We start from the raw sequence: 19,346 nt of genomic DNA, 5'->3' as shown, positions 1-19,346 counted from the left end.
TCCTATTCGTTGCCGGTGATGGTGTTGAGCTTGTCGATCGCTTCCAGGACCTGTTTGACCTGGTAGGGCTTGGCCTGGCCGTTCTTGTTCTGGATGTTGACGCGCGGGTCGCCGGGCCACGGTGTCTTAAAGACGGCATGGCTGCTGTTCTGTTGCCGCGGCGTCCCGAAGTGGTGGGTGCAGACCTTGAGGAGATCGTTGTAGGCCACGTTGTTCGCGCTCTCGCGCATCTTGGCTTCGATCTTCTCAACACTGGCCATGGAATTATGATAGCACCCGCGATATCATTTGATCCAACAATGTGATAGCACTGACGCTATCAAGTGCATCCGAGGCTCCGCGTCACGTGATCGGCACCGCAGTCCACTCAGGATGTCCACTCCAACGGACGTAGAGCTGATTGGGCAACGGGTGCCCCCAGGTGGGCATCAGCAGCATGTCGTGCCCCTCGTTCGGACGGATGGTTGTGTCCCGCGGAAGATTCCTGTTGACCGGACCCGCTTGCGAAGCGTCGACCTCGACTCCCTCGGCAGTTTCCGTGCCGATGTTTCGCAGTACGTATCGGTTCTCCCTCGGGTTCTCGATCCGCCAACGAACCTCCGTAGGCCGCTCGTGATCCTCAATCTCCGGCTCGACACTGGCGGGATCGTCATCGGACGAGCCCACAGGGGCCGTCGGGCCGACGTCGCCCAATTCCTGCATCTGCCGGCGGACGGCAAGCTCGGCTAGACGGTTCGAGCGTTCAGCGGCTTCTGCGCTCCGCAACGCGGCCTCGGCTGACAACTGCTCCCACCGAAGCGACTTGCGAGACAGAGCCGCGGACCACACTGAAACAAGTAGCGCGACCACCGCGGTCACAGCGGCCCAGACCGCAGGATCAGTCCAATCGATTCCTTCGCCCACCTCGGTGAGGCTACTCAGGTTCACCGACACGGAGTTGCTGGTGCTCCGCAGTTTCCCCGTATAAACGCCCACAACCCTTGGCGATCTTCCACAGACTTTTACAGGCAGTTGATCGACGAAACCTCTTGAACTGCTTGGACTTCCACAGCTTACAGCAACCGTCAGCGGACGCCTCAGCGCCAAACTAGCTACGCGGGTTCGATTCCCGTCGCCCGCTCAGATGCAGACCGGCCCTACCGGCGGAAACGCTGGTAGGGCCTTTTTCGAGGGTACAGCTGCGGGCAGGCGGTCAGCCGTCCAGCTTGGCGGCGAGCTCGGGGCACTCGTACTTCACAGCCACCGTGACGATCGTCGTCAGCGCATCCGGCCGCAGCTGACTGCCCATCTGGATCAGTACATCGACCACGTCCTGGACGGAATCGTTGAAACGGCTCTCGCCCATGATGCAAGCCAGCGACAGCTGGTCGGCAATCGCATCATCCGGCCCGTCGATACCGGCGGCGCGCACCTCGTCCAGGGCCTGCTGCGAGACACCGGGCGTCGGGCTGCCGGTGCTGGGTGTTCTGGTTGACGGCGTCTTCGTGGTGGTCCGCTTCGGCGTGCTCGTGGTGTAGGGCGCGACGTCATCCGGTGCCGTCGCCACCCCGGTGGTGCTGCCACCGCACCCGGCGATCAGGACCGCCCCGGCCACCCCGCACGCCGCAACCGCTGTCTTGCCCATGTTGCCTCCCCCGCCCCGCCCCCGCAGTGCGGCTACCACCGTATCGCCGCCGTGAGCGGTCGGCCGCCGTCATGCGCAAGATGCTTGTCGCGGAACGGTTGTCGAGACGTCGGCCGTAAGCCGATCGTCACCGAACCGCGACGCAACGGCCGCGCGGTCGTCACCTGGGCCATCGGCGCAGGACGTACGGTGGCCGGAGTCATCGGATGCGACTGGAGGTCGAGCTGTGCACCGCTCCCCCGTCGTGTCACCCACCGTGTCCGTGAACGGCATCTGCGTCCAGGATTTCACCGGCGTGCGCGATGCCTTCGAACGGAACTTCAGCGAGCGCGGTGACATCGGTGCCGCGGTCGCGGTCTGGGTCGACGGCGATCTGGTGGTCAACCTCTGGGGTGGCAGCGCCGACGCGGCGGGGACGCGGCCCTGGCGGTCCGACACGTTGGCCAGCATCTACTCCGGGTCCAAGGGTCTGACGAGTACCTGCATCCACCTGCTGGCCGACCGCGGCGAGCTCGACCTGGACGCGCCGGTCGCCCGGTACTGGCCGGAGTTCGGCCAGGCCGGCAAGGAGAACATCACCGTCGCGATGGTGCTGGCCCACCGGTCCGGGGTGATCGGGCCGCGGCATCGGCTGCGTCCGGAACAGACGCTCGACTGGGACGGCGTGTGCGCGCGGATCGCCGGGTCGCCACCGTGGTGGGAACCGGGTACCGCGCAGGGATATCACATGGTGACGTTCGGCTTCATCCTCGGCGAGCTGGTGCGCCGGGTCACCGGGCGCACCCTGGGCAGGTATCTGCGCACCGAGATCGCCGAGCCGCTCGGTATCGACGTGCACGTCGGACTGCCCGCCGCCGAGCACCACCGATGCGCGGAGATGATCAACAAGCCCCACATCCGCGACGTGCTGGCCGGCGGTGGCGCGCCGGGGCAGCCGGCCCGCCTTGACGAACACCCGATGGCCGGGCTCGCCGTGGCCATGGGATTCGTGCCCGACGACGAGCTGGGTTCGACCGATATCGACAGCTGGCGCGCCGCGGAATTCCCGGGCACCAACAGCCACGTCAGCGCGCACGGTCTCGCGACGTTCTACAACGCACTGGCCCAGGAGAAGCTGCTCAGCCGCGAACTGATGGAGCGGGTTCGGGTGTCCCAGGGCGGATTCGACACCGATGTCGTCCTCGGCGCCCGGGTCGCCGACCACGGGTGGGGCCTGGGTTACATGCTCAACCAACGCGGTGTGGCCGGGCCGAACACCGCGATCTTCGGCCACGGCGGTTCCGGTGGGTCGTTCGCCTTCGTCGACCTGGAACACCGCATCGGCTACTCGTATGTGATGAACTATTTCGACGCCACGAAATGCAATGCCGACCCGCGCACGCTGGCGCTGTCCGACGAGGTCTATATCGCGCTCGGCGTGAAAAAGGCCTGACCGCGCCGGACTTCGCCGCGGTCGAGCTTCGCTGTGATCGAGCACAGGAACCCCGATGCGCTGTCGGTACGCTGGGAACATGAACGGCGTACTCGTCATCCTCATCGTGCTCGTCATCGCGGCGATCGCCTTCGTCGTGTTCAACTCGTCGCAGGCCAACGACCGCAAGGCCGCCGAGTCACTGTCCGATGCGAAGGCCGACGCGCGCCGGGTGATCGAACGCCTCGGCGGGCAGGTGCTCAACATCACCGGCAACGACGATGCCTCCAAGCAGGCGATGGCGGACGCCTCCGAGCGGTACACCGCCGCGTCCTCGCAGATCGACCAGGCCACCACCGCCAAGCAGGCCGAGCTGGCCAAGGAGAGCGCCATCGAGGGCCTGTACTACGTGCGCGCCGCGCGCACCGCGATGGGCATGGATCCGGGTCCGGAGCTGGAATCCCTTGCCGGACAACGCACCGCCGGTGCCGTCACCGAGGATCGCCGCGTCGAGTTCGAGGGCAGGCAGATCGAGGCTTCCCCGACACCGTCGGAGCGCACCCCGAATTACTATCCGGGCGGGCGCGTCGCGGGACGTCCGGTGCCCGCGGGCTGGTACTCCGAGCCGTGGTGGAAGCCGGCCCTGGTGGCCGGCGCCTGGGGTCTCGGTTCGGCCATGTTGTTCAGTGCCATGTTCAGCGGGATGTCCGGTGTCGGTTACGACGCGCAGGCGTTCGAATCCGGTTACGGCGACGGGTTCCAGGACGGCCTGGCCCAGGGTGAGCTCGGCGATGGCGGCGGTATGGACCAGAGCGGCTGGGATGGCGGGGACCAGGGCGGCTGGGATTCCGGCGGCTGGGATTCCGGCGGCTGGGACGGCGGGGGCGATTTCGGCGGTGGCGATTTCGGCGGGTTCGACTTCTAGCCGCGACGCGAGATCGTTAGGGTGCTCGTATGAGTCCGAAGACGCATGAGGTGGGGCTGCCGGTCCCACCGCCAGCCCCGTAACTCCAGCATTTATCGGCACGTGTGTTCGCTGCGCGCGTGCGGGTGCCGGCCGTGGTGACGAGATGAATCCCCATACCTCTCACCGTGGAAGCGTCGATGTCTCGTACCCTCTATCTACTTGCCCTGGCCGTATTCGCCATGGGCACTTCGGAATTCATGCTCGCGGGCCTGGTGCCCGATATCGCCGCCGATCTCGGCATCCCGGTCGGCGCAGCCGGTCTGCTGACCTCGCTGTTCGCCGCCGGTATGGTGATCGGCGCACCGGTGATGGCGGCCTGCGCCCGCCGATTCCCGGTCCGCACGAGCCTGACCACCTTTCTGCTGGTCTTCGCGGCCGCTCATGTGGCCGGCGCGGCGACCACCAGCTTCCCCCTGCTGCTGGGTACCCGGGTGCTCGCCGCCCTGGCCAATGCCGGGTTCCTGGCGGTGGGACTGCGGGCGGCCACCGCCTCGGTCGCGGCCGACCGCCGGGGGCATGCGCTGGCGGTCCTGCTCGCCGGTACGACGTTGGCGATGGTGCTCGGCGTGCCCGCAGGGGCACTGCTCGGAATCCTTCTCGGTTGGCGAGCCACGTTCTGGGCGGTGGCACTGTTGTGTGCGCCCGCCCTCATCGGCATCGTCGCCGGGATCCGCAGCGGCCCGCAACCCGAGCCTGAACGGGTCTCGCTGCGCACGGAGTTGGCCCAACTCCGCTCCCCCGCGTTGGCTGCGGTGATGGTGCTCGCCGCCGCCGTGAACGGTGCGACCTTCGCGGCGTTCACGTTCCTGGCGCCCGTGGTGACCGACACGGCCGGGCTGGACCGCTCGTGGATCACCGTGGCGCTCATGCTTTTCGGGATCGGTTCATACCTGGGGGTGCGGCTGGCCGGCCAGTTGTCCGATGACCGGCCCGGCACCGTGATGTTCACCGGCGGACCGCTTTTGGTTCTGGGCTGGGTCTTGCTCGGGACCTGGGCTGGACATCCGTGGGTGCTGCTCGTCCTGGTGTTCGGCCAGGGTGTGCTGTCCTTCGCGGTGGGCACCACGCTGATCACCCGCGTGCTCTATGCCGCGTCCGGAGCACCGACGATGGCCGGTTCGTACGCGACGGCCGCGCTCAACCTCGGCGCGGTGTGCGGGCCCGCCGTAGCCGGGCTGACATTGACCAGCCCCGCCGGCCCCCTCGGGCCGGTGTGGACCGCGGCCGTGTTGTCCACGGCCGGGGTCGTGTGTGCGCTGCTCGCGCCGCACCTGGTGGCCGGGCCTAGAGGCGGCTCTCCAACCGCGCGGTGACACTGGCCTCCTGCAGATCGAGGCGTTCGAGCATGGCGCGCACGGCCTCGTCCTCGATGCGACCGTCTTCGAGCTCGGCGATCAGCGCGGCCCGCTGGGCACCGAGCACCGCCCGGTAAACCGTCGAGAACACCTCGGCCCGTTTGGTGGGCGCACCGGGATCGGGCATCTCGTCGGCGTCCTGCGCGTGCCGGGCGATGACGGCGCGGATCTCGGCGACCAGTTCCTGGTTGATCCCCGCCGGCGGGTGGGCGTGAAAATCGGCAAGCACATCGTCGGCGGCCCGCTGGACCACCTGCTCGGCCTTGATCTCCTCGGCCCGGTCGTCGGCGTGGTCGTCGTTGAATCGCGACAGGTGCAGCCGCCGGATCAGCCATGGCAGCGTCGACCCTTGGATCAGCAGCGTCCCGACGCTGACCACGAACGCGATGGCCTGGATGGTGGCGCGCTCGGGGAAGGGCTCACCGTCGATCGTGGTGGCCGGGATGGCGGCGGCGGCCGCCAGGGTGACCACCCCGCGCATCCCGGTCCAGGAGACCACCACGTTCTCCTGCCAGCTCAGCGAGCGGCGGTCGATCCGGGAGCGCCACTTCGCCAGCGGCCGGTCCCGCGTCGTGCCGCGGCCGGTATCGGGTACCGGGACACTCCATTTCGCCTCGACGTGGCGGGCGAGCTTGCTGCGCCCGAACATCAGGAACACCGACACCGGGCGGATCACCAGGACCAGCACCAGCACGATCGCCGAGGCGATAGCGACCTGTGTCAGTGATTCGTGTGCCTCCTGCAGATCCTGCAGCACGAACCGCAGATGCAGGCCGATGTAGGCGAAGACGAACGCTTCCAGCAGGACGTCGACGGAGTTCCACACGTAGCGTTCCTGCAGTCTGGTCTGATAGCCGGCCGACAATGTCCCGCTGCCGACGACGAACCCGGCCACCACGACCGCCAGCACACCCGAGGCGTGCAGCTCCTCGGCCACGATGAATGCGGCGAACGGGACCACCAGACCCTGCACCGTCTCCAGGCCGGGGTTGGCCAGCCGCCGGCGGATCCACAGGGTGATCCACCCGAGCAGCGCACCGACGACCGGTCCCACCACGGCGCTGTAGGCGAACAGCAGCACCGGATTGTCGATGAACGTGCGGGTACCGGCCACCTGGGCCACCGCGATGCTGAACAACGTCAGCGCGGCGGCATCGTTGATCAGGCTCTCCCCGGTGAGGATCGCCATCACCTTCTTCGGCAGCCCGAGCTTGCGGCCCACGGCGACGGCGGTCACCGCGTCCGGCGGCGCGACGATCGCCCCCAGCACCAGTGCGGTGGCGAAGGTCAGCGGCACCAGCACCAGCCACGCCGACACCGCCGCCACGGTGAACGCGCTGATCACCACCAGGCCCACCCCGAGGCCGAGGATCGGCCGGATGTTGCGCAGGAAGGTCGGGAAGGAGAAGTTCAGTGCCGCCGAATACAGCAAGGGCGGCAGCACCACCGTGAGCAGGATGTGCGAGTCCAGCTCGGGCGGTTCGAAATCCGGCGCGAACGACACGGCAATGCCGACCATCACGATGATCAGGGCGGGTTCCAACCCGCGCCGATGCGCGATGGCGGTCACGACGATGGCCCCGACGACGACGAGAATCAACTCCACCGCAACGATTCTCCCTGCCCGCCGGTGTGTCTGCCGGGCAGGCTCAGCTCTGGCAGGTGGGGCACCAGAACACGTTGCGCGCCTCCAGTTCGGCGGTGCGCACCGGTGTGCCGCACACCCGGCATGGCTCGCCGGTGCGGCGGTAGACGTAGGTGCGCGGCCTGCCCTCGCGATAGGAGGGCGCGCCGCGATCGTGTTCGGGACGGACGACGACGATCTTGCCGCGGCGCACCCCGACCTTCATCAGCGCGACGAGGTCGGTCCACATGTCCTCGAACTCGTCGCCGCCGATATGGGTGCCGGGCCGGTACGGGTCGATCCCGTGGCGGAACAGCAGCTCGCTGCGGTAGACATTGCCGACCCCGGCCATCACCTTCTGATCCATCAGCAGCCCGCCGATGGTGCGGCACGACTTGGTGATTCGCTGCCATGCCAACTCGGGATCGGCATCGGAGCGCAGCGGGTCGGGGCCGAGCCGGGCGAGTACATCATCGACTCCCCCGTCGTCGATCACCTCACACGCCGTCGGTCCACGCAGATCGGTGTAGTGGTCGGCACCGACCATTCGCATCCGCACCGCACCCACCGGCGCGGGCAGTGCGCCGTCCTCGCCGAGCGGTGCCTCGGTGAAGCTGCCGTACAGGCCGAGGTGGACATGCACCACCGCACCGCCGTCGTAATGGTGGAACAGGTGCTTACCCCAGGCATCGGCGGTACGCAGCACCCGGCCGGAGACGGCGGCCGCACCCTCGGTGAAGCGACCCTGCGGGCTGGCCACCACGACCGGGGCCCGGCCGAACCGCTTCTGGTGCAGCCGGGCCAGCCGATGCAGCGTGTGGCCCTCCGGCATCGGTCAGACCGCGATCAGGCCGGAGCTCCGGGTACCGGCGGTGCGACGTGGTCGACCTCGTAGGCGGCCAGGATGTCGATACGACGCTGGTGGCGTTCGGCCTCCGACCAGGGGGTGGCAAGGAAGGCATCGACGATCGCGAGCGCCTCCTCCTCGCTGTGCATGCGGCCACCGAGGCCGATCAGCTGGGCGTTGTTGTGCTCGCGGGCCAGCTTCGCGGTCTCCACGCTCCACGCCAGCGCACAGCGGGCACCGGGCACCTTGTTCGCGGCGATCTGCTCGCCGTTGCCCGATCCGCCGAGCACGATGCCCAGGCTGTCCGGGTCGGCGACCGTCTTGACCGCGGTGTCGATGCAGAACGCCGGATAGTCGTCATCGGCGTCATAGCTGTAGGCGCCGCAGTCGACCGGCTCGTGGCCACTCTTCCTGAGGTGCTCGATGATGGTCTTCTTGAACTCGAACCCGGCATGGTCGGCACCGATGTAGACGCGCATGGCGGTAACCCTACTGACCGGGCTCCGCGGCACCGCTGCCCACCTGCTGCACGGACAGCCCGTCGAGCAGCACGCCCAGCAGGCGTGGTGTGCGTTCGGCCCACTCGTCGGGGTCGACGTGGGCGAGGAACCAGGACAGCAGGATGACATCGCGGGCGTCGACATCAGCGCGCAGAACGCCGGCCTCACGCCCGGCGGCGAGCAGGGCGCCGAGAGCGTCACCGAGTTTGCCCGGCGTGCGCGAGGCGATGTCTCGCCACACCGACGCCTCGACCGCGGCCATCACACCGAACTTCACCCTGGCGTACGCGGCGAGGTGCCCGAACCACTTCCGCAGCGCCGCCACGGGCGGCTGCTGTTCGACCAATGCGTATGCCAACGAGACCAATTCGTCGATCTCGTCGTCGTAGAGCGCGCGCATCAGATCATCTCGGGTGGCGAAATGTCGGTACAGCGTGGCCTGGCCGACACCGGCGGCCCGCGCGACGGCGCTCAGCTTCAGTTCACCGGGTTCGGTGACCAGCCGCCGCGCGGCATCGATGATGGCCGACCGGCTGCGCGCGGCGTCGGTGCGCTCGGCCATGTCCACCCCCCGTCTTGAAAACGGACAACTTGTCCGTTTAACTGGAAACGGACAACTTGTCCGCATCACTTCGGAGGCTAGGCCATGAATTCAATCGCCGACAAGGTCGTGGCGATCACCGGCGCCAGCAGCGGTATCGGCGCCGCCACCGCACGGCGGCTCGCCGGCCGCGGTTGCGCCGTCGCCCTCGGCGCGCGCCGCACCGAGCGGCTCGACGAAGTGGCCGCGGAGCTGCGTGCGGCGGGAGGCCGGGCCGCCGCCGTTGCCGTCGATGTCACCCGAGCCGACGATCTGCAGCGCCTGGTGGCCTCGGCGGTGTCGGAGTTCGGCCGCCTCGACGTCCTGGTCAGCAACGCCGGAATCGGCCCGATCTCACCGCTGACCGATCGGCGTCGTGGCGACTGGGACGCCATGATCGACGTCAACCTGCGCGGTGTGTTGCACGGTATCGACGCCGCCCTACCCGTGTTCGAGGAGCAGGGCCGCGGCCACTTCGTCACCATCGTCTCGACCGCGGGCCTCAAGATCGTGCCGACCATGGCGGTGTATGCCGCCACCAAGAACGCCGTTCGCACCGTACTGGAGGGCCTGCGCCAGGAGTCCACCGACGGGACGCTGAAGACCACGGCCATCTCACCGGGGTATGTGCGCACCGAGTTCGGCGATTCCATCACCGACCCGGACATCCGCGCCGAGATCGACGACGGAATGCAGGCTTTCGCGCTCGATCCCGATGCGATCGCCAGAACCGTCGAGTTCGCGATCGACCAGCCCTGGGAGGTCGAGATCGGAGAACTGGTGATCCGCCCGACCGTCCAGGGTTAGCCGACCGTGATGGCGTCCAGGCGCTCCTTGATGAAATCGGCCGAGGTCACCGGATCCAGGCCCGCGACCCGCCCGATGGGCGGCTCCAGCGGAGTGACCAGCGCGTCGTGATTGGCCTCGTAGAAGTAGATCAGCGATACCAGATCCTCTTCGGGGGCGTGTGGTTGCGGCGGCAGCACGCGATGCCGACCAGAGGGCCAGCGTCGGCCGCTCCAGTACTCCAGCAGGTCCCCGATGTTGACGGTGAGCGCGCCGGGTTCCCACGGCGCATCCTCCCAGCCGGCTTCCTCCGAATACACCTGCAGGCCACCGGCACCGGGTTCACGGTCGAGCACGGTGACCGTGCCGAAATCGGTGTGCGGGCCGATCCGGAACTGGCCCGGTTCCGGCTCACCGACCACGCTGACCGGCGGGTAGTGGTTGATGTTCATCGTCCACGTCGGTGTGCTGGCCAGCGCTGCGAACGGGTTGTCGGACAGGCCGAGAGCTGCCGCGAACAATGCGAGCAGGTCATCGGAGAGCGTGCGCATCGCGGTGGTGTACTCGTCGACAAGGCCCTGCAGCTGCGCCACCTCGGCGGGCCAGACGTTGGGCGCGAACCAGATTCGGTCGATCTCCGGATCCCCGGTCGCGGTCTCCGCGCCCAGGCTGAAGCTCTCCTTCAGATCCGGCGGCGTTTCGGTGCCCTCGGCGTAGGCGTTGGCCTCCGCACCCGGCCCGATCCACCCGTGCCCGCCGACGGGCACCGAATAGCGCTGCTTCACCTCGGTGGGCAGGGCGAAGAACTCGCGGCTGGCGGCGCGCACCCGCGCGGCCAACCCGGGATCGACACCGTGGCCGGTGACGATGATGAAGCCCGCCCGCTGCAGACCCTCGTCCACCTCGGCGGCGAGCGCCCGCGCGTCCGCACCGCCGGCATACCAGCGGGAAAGGTCAACGGTTGCAATGGCACTCATTCAGCCACTCCGATATCTTCGTTCCACAGTTCCGGCCGGGCGGTGATGAACTCCGCCATCATCGACACACACCGCTCGTCTTCCAGCAGCGTCACCTGCACGCCGTTCTCGGCAAGCCAGTCGTGCCCGCCGGAGAAGGTCTTGGCCTCCCCGATGACCACCGCGCCGATGTTGAACTGACGCACCAGACCGCTGCAGTACCAGCAGGGCGAGAGCGTCGTGACCATCACCGTGGACCGGTAGTCGCGTTGCCGCCCGGCATTGCGGAAGGCGTCGGTCTCGCCGTGCACCGACGGGTCGTCGTTCTGGACCCGCCGGTTGTGTCCGCTACCGAGCAACACACCGTCGCGGGTGAACAGGGCCGCGCCGATCGGGATTCCGCCCTCGGCCAATCCTTTTCGCGCCTCCTCGACGGCGACGTCGAGCATCATCTCCGGGGTCACGCAGGCACCCGCTCGGCGGCGATCTTGGCACGGCACAGCACGAGATAGCTGCCCGCGGCCAGCAGGAAGCCCACGAAGAAACCGATATCACCCAGATCGGGCACCGCCCGAACGACAAACCCCACGAACAACTCCTGATTACAGAACAGCAGGAACGAGACCACCAGACCGATCAGGAACGACAGTAGTCCCGGCCAATTCGAATAGGAGTGGTCATAGAGGAATCCATCCACCCGCTGCCCGCGGCGCAGGTACTGGTCGGCGAACACCACGCCGAGCCAGGGACCCACCCAGTAGGCGATGAGCAAAAGGAAGGCCTCATAACTTGCCGCGGCATCGGCCAATGCCCACCACGCCACCAGAAAGCCCGCGATGCCGAAGAAGACCGTCGCCGTCGCCCGGGCGATGTGCACCGGCAGTTTCACGCCGGTGGTGACGAACGCCATCCCGGCCGAATAGACGTTGATGGCGTTGGCGGCCACGGCACCGATCGCGATGGCCAGCAGGGTGGCGGCGGCCAGCGCGCCGGGCAGCGAACTGGTGAAGACGTCGGCCGGATTGTCCGAACTCGCGTTGGTGACGATGGTGACCGACGCCGCCCCGACGATCGCCAGCACCGAACTGGCGAGGAACAGCCCGCTCGCGGCGAGCAGCCCGGTGCGCACCGGCGACACGGTGCTGGGCAGATAGCGGCTGAAATCGGCGGCATAGGGCGTCCAGCCGGCCACATAGCCGAAGGTGGCACCGACCGTCAGCAGAAAACCGCCGATCCCACCGACGCCGCCCTCGACAGCGGGTGCACCCAGGTCGGCCTTGCTCATGATGACAACCGCGGTGATCGCGAAGATGACCGCCAGCACCGGGAACGCCCACCGCTCGAAGGCCTGCACCAGGTTGTGCCCGAAGAAGGCCAACGCGGTCTGCACGATGACCACCAGAACCAGCGCCCACACCGGGGCGATGCCGAACAGTGTCGCCAACGCGAAGGCCGCGCTGATGCTGTTGGTCGCAAACCAGCCGACGCCGGCGGTGATCGCCATCAGCGTCGATGGCACCGCGTTGCCCCGGTATCCGAAGGACAACCGTCCGATGACCATCTGCGGCACCCCGAGCTGCGGGCCGCGCGCGGACAGGAAGAAGTGCGCCACCGCGCCGAGCCCGGCACCGACCACGATGCCCGCGACCGCCTGCCAGAACGTCATGCCGAAGTAGGAGACCGCCAGCACGCCCAGGAAGATGGTGGCGAATTCCAGATTCGGCGACGCCCAGGTCCACAGCAGCTGACTGGGCCTGCCATGGCGATCGGCCTCTGCGATGAACTCGTTGCCACCGGGTTCGACCGCGACGATCCGGTCCCGGTAGCTACCGTCGGTGGTGGGTTCGGCCGCTGTCATTCTGTGCACTTTGACGGCCCGGCCACCGGCGTGCAACCGGAACAACGGAATCTCACACCTACGAATTTCGTTGTCGGACACCTGCCGGACACCCGCGCGCCAACGCGTGTACACCAGCTAATGCGCTGTTGGACAGGTGTTCTGGTGAAAACACGAGCGCGCTAGATTGACCTTCGCAATCGGCAGAGATGGAGACTGGCATGGGCAGCACCACCGCGACCGCACTACGCTCGGCGATCGCGAAACGGGATGTGGCCGCCTGGCTCAGATCGTTCAAGGATCCGGCCGAACGCTCCCATCAGCTCGCCAAGTGCAGCGCCGACGACCTACGGGCCCTCGGCCCGCTGCTCGACTCCGACGGCGCCACCGAGCTGTTCGAGTCGATCGACGACGAGTTGACGGCCTATGTGCTGGCCGCGATGGCCGCCCCTGATGCCGCCTCCCTGGTGGACGCGCTCGACCTCGACCATGCCGCCGATGTGCTGCGCGATATGAAGGACACACCACGCGAGCAGGTCCTGTCGGTGCTGCCCCAGATTCGTGCCGACGTGCTGCGCGGTCTGCTGAGCTGGCCGCCCGATTCGGTGGCCGCGCACATGGTGCCCGAGGCGCTGACCGTCCGCCCCGACATGACGGTCGGCGAGGCCGTCGCGTCGATTCGCGGTGATGCCGCGACGCTGCGCAGCGACTCGCGCACCGGTGCCTATGTGTACGTCACCGACGACGACAACCGGCTGCTCGGCGTCGTCGCGTTCCGTGATCTCGTGCTCTGCGATGCGCAGGACACCGTCGCGGCGCTGACCAACAGCGATGTGCTGTCGGTGTCGCCGCTGACCGATGCAGAGGAGGCCGCCCAGGCCTTGGTGGACTACAACCTGGTCGCGGTGCCGGTGGTCGATGCCGACAACCGACTGCTGGGCATCCTCACCGAGAACACCGCCAACGACATCACCGCCGAGGAGGCCACCGAGGACGCCGAACGCCAGGGCGGCTCGGAACCACTGGAGGTGCCCTACCTGCGGGCCTCACCATGGCTGCTGTGGCGCAAGCGGATCGGCTGGCTGCTGCTGTTGTTCATCGCCGAGGCCTATACCGGCACGGTGCTGCGCCATTTCGAGGAGGAGATGGAGGCCGTCGTCGCACTGGCCTTCTTCATCCCGCTGTTGATCGGCACCGGCGGTAACACCGGAACGCAGATCACCACGACCCTGGTGCGGGCGATGGCCACCGGTCAGGTGCGGCTGCGTGACGTGCCGGCGATCCTGGCCAAGGAGATGTCCACCGGCATGATGATCGCGCTGACCATGGCGCTGGCGGCGCTCATCCGGGCCTGGATGCTCGGTGTCGGGCCGGAGATCACGCTGACGGTCTGCCTGACCGTGGCCGCGATCGTGCTGTGGTCGTCGTTCGTGGCCTCGATACTGCCGCCGGTGCTCAAGAAGTGCCGGGTCGATCCGGCCGTGGTGTCGGCACCGATGATCGCGACCATCGTCGACGGCACCGGGCTGATCATCTACTTCATGATCGCCCACGCCACGCTGTCACAGCTGCAGGGGCTCTAGGGTTCATCCCCCGAGTCGCTTCGCTCCTGCCCGCCGGCGCGGTCAGTCGAACTCCGGCGACTCGTGCCGAGTGCGCTTGAGTTCGAAGAAGTGCGGATAGGACGCGAAGATCACCGAGGCGTCCCACAGCTTCCCGGCCTCCTCCCCGCGCGGGATCCGGGAGAGCACCGGACCGAAGAACGCGACGCCGTTGACGTGGATGGTCGGCGTGCCGACATCGTCACCGACCGCGTCCATGCCCGCGTGGTGACTCTTGCGCAGCGCCTCGTCGTAGGAGTCGGTGGTGGCTGCCTCGGCGAGTTCGGCGGGCAACCCGGCCTGCGCCAACGACTTGGCGATCACGTCGTCGAAGTCCTTGTTGCCCTCGTTGTGGATCAGCGTGCCCATCGCGGTGTAGAGCGGGGACAGCACCTCCGGGCCGTGGGCCTGTTCGGCGGCGATCGCCACCCGCACCGGACCCCAGGCTTTCTTCATCATCTCCTGGTAGTTCTCGGGCAGGTCGCGGCCCTCGTTGAGCACCGCAAGGCTCATCACGTGGAAGTTGACCTCGATATCGCGGACCTTCTGCACCTCGAGAATCCAGCGGGACGTGATCCAGCACCACGGGCACAGTGGGTCGAACCAGAATCCGGCGACATCTTTCTGGGCCATACAGATCGATCCTCTCGATTGCGACAGAGTCCTCTTCTGGACCGCACAACTATTGCCGTCCGGCATATGTTCCCGCCAGGGGACCAGGTCGGTCGACGTACTAAGTTAGGTCCTGTGGCTCTCCCCAATCTGACTCGCGACCAGGCCGCCGAGCGCGCCGCCCTGGTGACCGTGGACAACTACCGCATCGATCTGGATCTCACCTCATCCGGTGAGAGGACCTTCGGGTCGAAGACCACCGTGACGTTCTCCGCGCTGGCCGGCTCGGACACTTACATCGACCTGGCCGCGGCCACCGTGCGCAGCGCGACCCTCAACGGCCACGCCATCGACGTATCCGGGTATGACGAAGCACGCGGTATCGCGCTGACCGGGCTGGCCGAGCACAACGAACTCGTGATCGACGCCGACTGCCTGTACTCCAACACCGGAGAGGGGCTGCACCGGTTCGTCGACCCCGTCGACAACGAGGTGTACCTGTACTCGCAGTTCGAGACCGCCGATGCCAAGCGGATGTTCGCCTGCTTCGACCAACCCGACCTGAAGGCCACCTTCGACGTGACGGTCAAGGCCCCGGAGCACTGGCAGGTGATCTCCAACGGCGCCACCGACTCAGTGGACAACGGTGTGCACACCTTTGTCACCACCCCGCGGATGAGCACCTATCTGGTGGCGCTCATCGCCGGGCCGTACGCCCGCTGGGACGACGTCTACACCGACGACCACGGCGATATCCCGCTGGGCATCTTCTGCCGTGCCTCACTGGCCGAATTCATGGACGCCGAGCGGTTGTTCACCGAGACCAAGCAGGGATTCGGGTTCTACCACCGCAATTTCGGTGAGCCCTACGCGTTCGGCAAGTACGACCAGCTGTTCGTCCCGGAATTCAACGCGGGTGCCATGGAGAACGCCGGCGCGGTGACCTTCCTGGAGGATTATGTCTTCCGGTCCAAGGTCACCCGGTACAGCTACGAGCGCCGCGCCGAGACCGTGCTGCACGAGATGGCGCACATGTGGTTCGGCGATCTGGTCACCATGGCGTGGTGGGATGACCTGTGGCTCAACGAATCATTCGCCACCTTCGCCTCGGTGCTGTGCCAGGCCGAGGCCACCGAGTACACCCAGGCCTGGACGACGTTCGCCAACGTCGAGAAATCCTGGGCCTACCGACAGGACCAGCTGCCCTCCACCCACCCGGTGGCCGCCGACATCCCGGACCTGCACGCGGTCGAGGTCAACTTCGACGGCATCACCTACGCCAAGGGCGCCAGCGTGCTCAAGCAACTGGTGGCATATGTAGGCCTGGAGGCATTTCTCGCCGGGCTGCGCGACTACTTCCGCGACCACAAGTTCGGCAATGCCACCTTCGGTGATCTGCTTGGCGCCCTTGAGAAGTCGTCGGGCCGCGACTTGAGCGGCTGGGGCCGCCAGTGGCTCAAGACCACCGGTCTGAACACCCTGCGCGCCAGCTTCGACGTCGACGACGACGGTGCGTTCACCCGGTTCGCGGTGCACCAGTCCGGTGCCGCACCCGGTGCCGGTGAAACCCGGGTACACCGGCTGGCCGTCGGCATCTACGACGAGGATGACGCGGGCAAGCTCGTGCGCGTGCACCGCGAGGAGCTCGACGTGGAAGGGCCGGCCACCGACGTCCCCGGGTTGGTCGGTGTCGGGCGCGGCAAGTTCATCCTTGTCAACGACGATGACCTGACCTATTGCTCGCTGCGGCTGGACCCGGCATCGCTGCAGACGCTGCTGACCCGCATCGCCGATATCGCCGAGCCGCTGCCCCGCACGCTGGCCTGGTCGGCGGCCTGGGAGATGACCCGCGAGGCCGAGCTGAAGGCCCGCGACTTCGTGACGCTGGTGATCGCCGGTGTGCACGCCGAGACCGAGGTCGGCGTGGCGCAGCGTCTGCTGATGCAGGCGCAGACCGCGTTGGGTTCCTATGCCGATCCGACGTGGGCCAAGGAGAATGGCTGGCCCGCATTCGCCGACGCCCTGCTGGACCTGGCCCGTGAGTCGGCACCCGGTTCGGATCATCAGCTGGCGTTCGTCAACGCGCTGACCACCTCGGTGCTGGCCCCCAATCACGTGGCCGTGCTGTCCACCCTGCTCGACAACGAGCCGGCGGCGGTGAACCTGGCCGGTCTGGTGATCGACACCGATCTGCGCTGGCGCATCGTGACCGCGCTGGCGCGGGCCGGGGTGATCGACGCCGAGGGCGCCGAGACACCGTTCATCGATGCCGAGGCCGAGAACGACCCGACCGCGGCGGGCAAGCGCAATGCGGCGGCCGCCGCCGCGGCCCGCCCGCAGGTGTCGGTGAAGAACGCCGCCTGGCAGCGGGTGATCGAGGACGACACGCTGGCCAACATCACCACCCGCGCCATCGTCGGTGGCTTCGTGCAACCCGGTCAGGCCGAGCTGTTGACGCGGTTCCGCGACCTGTACTTCGCCTCGATCCCCGGGGTGTGGGAGCGGCGGTCCAGCGAGGTCGCCCAGACCGTGGTGATCGGGCTGTACCCGTCCTGGGATATCAGCACCGGCGGGCTGGGTGCCGCGGACGCGTTCCTGTCCGGCCACGATGTGCCGCCCGCGCTGCGCAGGCTGGTACTCGAGGGTCGGGCCGGCGTGGAGCGCGCGCTCAAGGCACGCGCCTTCGACGCGTCCTGACCCCCCGGCGAGCGCGCGTGTCTGCTCCCCGACACGCCGCTCGCCCACCCGGGTTATCGCACGCTCACCGCGCATGATTTCCCGGTGGCCGTCAGCAACTCGCGCAGAGCCCGCGCCGCCCGTCGGCGCACCCGCCGCGTCAAGGCGGTCGTCAACGACCTCACCGCGGCGCAGTGGACGGCCATCCAGGACGCCTGGGGCGGCTGCGCCTACTGCGGGGTGACGGGTCGACCGCTGCAGCGTGATTGCGTCATGGCGATCTCGCGCGGCGGGCGCTACACGATCGAGAACGTGGTGCCCGCCTGCGGCGCATGCAATGCCAGCAAGTGCAATGACGAGGTCACCGGCTGGATGCGGCGCAAGCGGCTCGACGAGCGGCTGTTCCTGGAGCGCTACGTCGCCATCCGCGCACAGCTGGTCTGAGACAGCAATCGGCCCCGGTACCAGTAGGCACCGGGGCCGATCGAACAGCGTGGTCAGGCCGGCGAGATCGCCGCAGACATGACGTTGACGGCGCTGACGAGCGCGTCGATGAGGTTGCCGTCGCGCAGCGATCCGAGCGCCGCGGAGATCCCCAGCGGTGCGGCGGTCTCGGCGCCACGGCCCTTGACCTCGGAGCCATAGACGACCTCGATCGCCTTCTGGTTCGGCGAGACGGCCAGCAGCACCGCGTTGTCGGCGGTCGGCACCTTGGCCAGGATCTCGCGGGCGGTGGCCGCGGTATCGGCACCGAGGTCACCGATGAACACCGCGAACCGTGCCTTGGCGTAACGCGATCCGTACTTCAGTGCGTTGTCAAGGGCGACCAGGTCCTTCACCGAGAACGGGTAGTGCACCGAGAGTTCGCCGGGCTCGGTGACACCGGAGATGCGCCCGCTACTGGTCAGCGCGTAACCGTAGGGCAGGTCGACATCGGTCGTCGTCCTGGCGATCTCGTTGGTATGGCTACCACTTGCCACTTGCGCCACCTCCCACCGTCACGTGATCGCCGTGGCCGCCATGGCCATGGTCGGCAGGCTCGTCTGCGGCCCACAGGATCGGATCGTGGGTCCACTCGTCGCCGAGTTTGTATGACTTCGGGTGCGGTCCCTTGTGGCGGTAGGCCAACGCGGCCAACACCAGAAACAAGACCAGCGGGACCCCACCCAACAGGGAATGGGTAAGTGCTGTGCTCACATGCCAAACCTAGCGCAAGCCTCGGTCACGCCGCGCCTTCACCCAGATATCTCATCCAGGCCGGATCGAGTTCCTTCACCGAGGACAACAGCCGCCAGTGCTGTCCCTTCGGCGGCATCGGTGCGGCACGCAGCGACCAGCCCAGCTCGGAGAGCAACCGATCGGCCTTGCGGTGGTTGCAGGCCGAGCACGCCGCGACGCAATTCTCCCAGGAATGCTCGCCACCTCGGCTGCGCGGAATGACGTGGTCGACGGTGTCGGCCTTACCGCCGCAATAGGCGCACCGGAACCTGTCCCGATGCATCAACGCCGCCCTGGTCATGGGGATACGTGCCCGGTAGGGCACGCGGACGAAGGTCCGCAACCGGATCACCGAGGGCACCACGATGGTGCGGGTGGCGGAGTGGATGACGGGCCCGCTGGGGTCGTCGTGCACGACATCGGCCTTACCGCACATGAGCATGATGACCGCACGCCGCATCGGCAGCGCGGTCAGCGGCTCATAGGTGGAGTTGAGCAGTAGGACCCGACGTCGACCCCACACCGAACCGTGATGGACGGCCGTTGCGATATCGGCAACCTGCAGGGAGCGCGCGCCGGTAGAACCGACCACGGCCGTGGAGCTCTGGTAGCCCGCTCGTCGAGCAGGGCTTTTCGTGCGCTGCGACATTCGTCCTCCGCAGGACAGTCCACCACGATTTGTCATCGCTCGCACGGCAATTTCACCGGTGTTCGCTGGTCAGTCGGGTGAACTTCCGGTGACCAGCCTGTTG

The 19,346-nt window shown here is 67.5% G+C and carries 21 protein-coding genes; 7 read left to right on the top strand and 14 right to left on the bottom strand.

Going from position 1 to position 19,346, the window contains the following annotated elements:
- Positions 1-2 precede the first annotated feature (2 nt).
- The 3 genes from G154_RS24350 to G154_RS24340 all read right to left on the bottom strand — a co-directional run bounded on the left by G154_RS24350 (position 3) and on the right by G154_RS24340 (position 1,624).
- The gene (locus G154_RS24350; protein ID WP_019511776.1) at positions 3-260 is read right to left on the bottom strand and encodes a hypothetical protein; all 258 of its coding nucleotides are present in this window, start codon (positions 258-260) and stop codon (positions 3-5) included.
- A gap of 82 nt (positions 261-342) precedes the next feature.
- Complete coding sequence (locus G154_RS25690; RefSeq protein ID WP_131701355.1) at positions 343-903, bottom strand: hypothetical protein; 561 nt, start codon at positions 901-903, stop codon at positions 343-345.
- 289 nt (positions 904-1,192) lie between these two features.
- Positions 1,193-1,624, bottom strand: coding sequence for a hypothetical protein (locus tag G154_RS24340; RefSeq protein WP_031601615.1), 432 nt, complete (start codon positions 1,622-1,624; stop codon positions 1,193-1,195).
- A gap of 244 nt (positions 1,625-1,868) precedes the next feature.
- Between G154_RS24340 and G154_RS24335 the strand changes: the two genes are divergently transcribed.
- The 3 genes from G154_RS24335 to G154_RS24325 all read left to right on the top strand — a co-directional run bounded on the left by G154_RS24335 (position 1,869) and on the right by G154_RS24325 (position 5,315).
- On the top strand, positions 1,869-3,056 hold the full coding sequence (locus tag G154_RS24335) for a serine hydrolase domain-containing protein (RefSeq protein ID WP_023986057.1): 1,188 nt from the start codon (positions 1,869-1,871) through the stop codon (positions 3,054-3,056).
- Positions 3,057-3,135: 79 nt separating this feature from the next.
- Positions 3,136-3,960 (top strand): DUF1542 domain-containing protein, encoded by an 825-nt coding sequence (locus G154_RS24330; protein WP_019511772.1) that lies wholly within the window; start codon positions 3,136-3,138, stop codon positions 3,958-3,960.
- A 179-nt stretch (positions 3,961-4,139) separates the two neighbouring features.
- Positions 4,140-5,315, top strand: a complete 1,176-nt coding sequence (locus G154_RS24325) for a Cmx/CmrA family chloramphenicol efflux MFS transporter (RefSeq protein WP_023986058.1) — start codon at positions 4,140-4,142, stop codon at positions 5,313-5,315.
- On the opposite strand, the gene G154_RS24320 is transcribed toward G154_RS24325, so the two are convergent.
- Genes G154_RS24320 through G154_RS24305 form a run of 4 tightly spaced genes read right to left on the bottom strand, consistent with a single transcriptional unit; the run spans position 5,287 to position 8,890 of the window.
- The gene (locus G154_RS24320; RefSeq protein WP_019511770.1) at positions 5,287-6,963 is read right to left on the bottom strand and encodes a sodium:proton antiporter; all 1,677 of its coding nucleotides are present in this window, start codon (positions 6,961-6,963) and stop codon (positions 5,287-5,289) included. The genes G154_RS24325 and G154_RS24320 overlap by 29 nt on opposite strands.
- Before the next feature lie 43 nt (positions 6,964-7,006).
- Positions 7,007-7,813, bottom strand: a complete 807-nt coding sequence (locus G154_RS24315; protein ID WP_019511769.1) for an Fpg/Nei family DNA glycosylase — start codon at positions 7,811-7,813, stop codon at positions 7,007-7,009.
- 14 nt (positions 7,814-7,827) lie between these two features.
- Positions 7,828-8,307 carry a ribose-5-phosphate isomerase gene (locus G154_RS24310; protein WP_019511768.1) on the bottom strand — a complete coding sequence of 160 codons (480 nt, stop codon included), beginning with the start codon at positions 8,305-8,307 and terminating at the stop codon, positions 7,828-7,830.
- 10 nt (positions 8,308-8,317) lie between these two features.
- Entirely contained in the window at positions 8,318-8,890 is a 573-nt protein-coding gene (locus tag G154_RS24305) for a TetR/AcrR family transcriptional regulator (RefSeq protein WP_019511767.1), read from the bottom strand.
- Positions 8,891-8,974: 84 nt separating this feature from the next.
- Here G154_RS24305 and G154_RS24300 point away from each other — a divergent pair, with 84 nt between their 5' ends.
- Positions 8,975-9,715: an SDR family oxidoreductase gene (locus G154_RS24300; protein ID WP_023986059.1), complete on the top strand. Its 741-nt coding sequence runs from the start codon at positions 8,975-8,977 to the stop codon at positions 9,713-9,715.
- Here the strand turns inward: G154_RS24300 and G154_RS24295 are convergent.
- The 3 genes from G154_RS24295 to G154_RS24285 are packed head-to-tail and all read right to left on the bottom strand — an operon-like array spanning position 9,712 to position 12,508.
- Positions 9,712-10,671 (bottom strand): isopenicillin N synthase family oxygenase, encoded by a 960-nt coding sequence (locus G154_RS24295; protein ID WP_019512163.1) that lies wholly within the window; start codon positions 10,669-10,671, stop codon positions 9,712-9,714. The two genes, G154_RS24300 and G154_RS24295, sit on opposite strands and share 4 nt — an antisense overlap.
- Complete coding sequence (locus tag G154_RS24290) at positions 10,668-11,114, bottom strand: nucleoside deaminase (protein WP_019512162.1); 447 nt, start codon at positions 11,112-11,114, stop codon at positions 10,668-10,670. Before G154_RS24290 ends, G154_RS24295 begins: the two co-directional genes overlap by 4 nt.
- Complete coding sequence (locus tag G154_RS24285; RefSeq protein ID WP_019512161.1) at positions 11,111-12,508, bottom strand: cytosine permease; 1,398 nt, start codon at positions 12,506-12,508, stop codon at positions 11,111-11,113. The genes G154_RS24290 and G154_RS24285 overlap by 4 nt, the downstream gene beginning before the upstream one ends.
- Before the next feature lie 200 nt (positions 12,509-12,708).
- On the opposite strand from G154_RS24285, the gene mgtE reads away from it, so the two are divergent.
- On the top strand, positions 12,709-14,070 hold the full coding sequence (gene mgtE / locus G154_RS24280) for a magnesium transporter (RefSeq protein ID WP_019512160.1): 1,362 nt from the start codon (positions 12,709-12,711) through the stop codon (positions 14,068-14,070).
- Positions 14,071-14,112: 42 nt separating this feature from the next.
- On the opposite strand, the gene G154_RS24275 is transcribed toward mgtE, so the two are convergent.
- Entirely contained in the window at positions 14,113-14,721 is a 609-nt protein-coding gene (locus tag G154_RS24275) for a DsbA family protein (RefSeq protein ID WP_019512159.1), read from the bottom strand.
- A 114-nt stretch (positions 14,722-14,835) separates the two neighbouring features.
- On the opposite strand from G154_RS24275, the gene pepN reads away from it, so the two are divergent.
- Entirely contained in the window at positions 14,836-17,397 is a 2,562-nt protein-coding gene (pepN, locus tag G154_RS24270) for an aminopeptidase N (RefSeq protein ID WP_019512158.1), read from the top strand.
- Between the two features lie 84 nt (positions 17,398-17,481).
- Entirely contained in the window at positions 17,482-17,820 is a 339-nt protein-coding gene (locus tag G154_RS24265; RefSeq protein WP_019512157.1) for an HNH endonuclease, read from the top strand.
- A gap of 53 nt (positions 17,821-17,873) precedes the next feature.
- Here the strand turns inward: G154_RS24265 and G154_RS24260 are convergent, their stop codons facing one another.
- The 3 genes from G154_RS24260 to G154_RS24250 are packed head-to-tail and all read right to left on the bottom strand — an operon-like array spanning position 17,874 to position 19,243.
- Positions 17,874-18,356: a DUF5130 domain-containing protein gene (locus G154_RS24260; RefSeq protein ID WP_019512156.1), complete on the bottom strand. Its 483-nt coding sequence runs from the start codon at positions 18,354-18,356 to the stop codon at positions 17,874-17,876.
- Positions 18,343-18,573, bottom strand: a complete 231-nt coding sequence (locus G154_RS24255) for a hypothetical protein (protein WP_023986060.1) — start codon at positions 18,571-18,573, stop codon at positions 18,343-18,345. The genes G154_RS24260 and G154_RS24255 overlap by 14 nt, the downstream gene beginning before the upstream one ends.
- A 25-nt stretch (positions 18,574-18,598) precedes the next feature.
- On the bottom strand, positions 18,599-19,243 hold the full coding sequence (locus G154_RS24250) for an HNH endonuclease (RefSeq protein WP_023986061.1): 645 nt from the start codon (positions 19,241-19,243) through the stop codon (positions 18,599-18,601).
- Positions 19,244-19,346: the final 103 nt, after the last annotated feature.

Origin of the sequence: Mycobacterium sp. VKM Ac-1816D (genome assembly GCF_000416385.1) — a bacterium.
Taxonomy (GTDB): Bacteria; Actinomycetota; Actinomycetes; order Mycobacteriales; family Mycobacteriaceae; genus Mycobacterium; species Mycobacterium neoaurum_A.
The sequence above is the reverse complement of the archived record's forward strand: the minus strand, read 5'-3'. Positions and strand labels throughout refer to the sequence as shown.

What these genes read in the sequence shown, in the direction of transcription:
- G154_RS24315 (WP_019511769.1), bottom strand. Translation starts at nt 7,813, where the DNA reads ATGCCGGAGGGCCACACGCTGCATCGGCTGGCCCGGCTGCACCAGAAG.
- G154_RS24305 (WP_019511767.1), bottom strand. Translation starts at nt 8,890, where the DNA reads ATGGCCGAGCGCACCGACGCCGCGCGCAGCCGGTCGGCCATCATCGAT.
- G154_RS24325 (WP_023986058.1), top strand. Translation starts at nt 4,140, where the DNA reads ATGTCTCGTACCCTCTATCTACTTGCCCTGGCCGTATTCGCCATGGGC.
- G154_RS24285 (WP_019512161.1), bottom strand. Translation starts at nt 12,508, where the DNA reads ATGACAGCGGCCGAACCCACCACCGACGGTAGCTACCGGGACCGGATC.
- G154_RS24350 (WP_019511776.1), bottom strand. Translation starts at nt 260, where the DNA reads ATGGCCAGTGTTGAGAAGATCGAAGCCAAGATGCGCGAGAGCGCGAAC.
- G154_RS24250 (WP_023986061.1), bottom strand. Translation starts at nt 19,243, where the DNA reads ATGTCGCAGCGCACGAAAAGCCCTGCTCGACGAGCGGGCTACCAGAGC.
- G154_RS24340 (WP_031601615.1), bottom strand. Translation starts at nt 1,624, where the DNA reads ATGGGCAAGACAGCGGTTGCGGCGTGCGGGGTGGCCGGGGCGGTCCTG.
- G154_RS24300 (WP_023986059.1), top strand. Translation starts at nt 8,975, where the DNA reads ATGAATTCAATCGCCGACAAGGTCGTGGCGATCACCGGCGCCAGCAGC.
- G154_RS24275 (WP_019512159.1), bottom strand. Translation starts at nt 14,721, where the DNA reads ATGGCCCAGAAAGATGTCGCCGGATTCTGGTTCGACCCACTGTGCCCG.
- G154_RS24310 (WP_019511768.1), bottom strand. Translation starts at nt 8,307, where the DNA reads ATGCGCGTCTACATCGGTGCCGACCATGCCGGGTTCGAGTTCAAGAAG.
- mgtE (WP_019512160.1), top strand. Translation starts at nt 12,709, where the DNA reads ATGGGCAGCACCACCGCGACCGCACTACGCTCGGCGATCGCGAAACGG.
- G154_RS24295 (WP_019512163.1), bottom strand. Translation starts at nt 10,671, where the DNA reads ATGAGTGCCATTGCAACCGTTGACCTTTCCCGCTGGTATGCCGGCGGT.
- G154_RS24330 (WP_019511772.1), top strand. Translation starts at nt 3,136, where the DNA reads ATGAACGGCGTACTCGTCATCCTCATCGTGCTCGTCATCGCGGCGATC.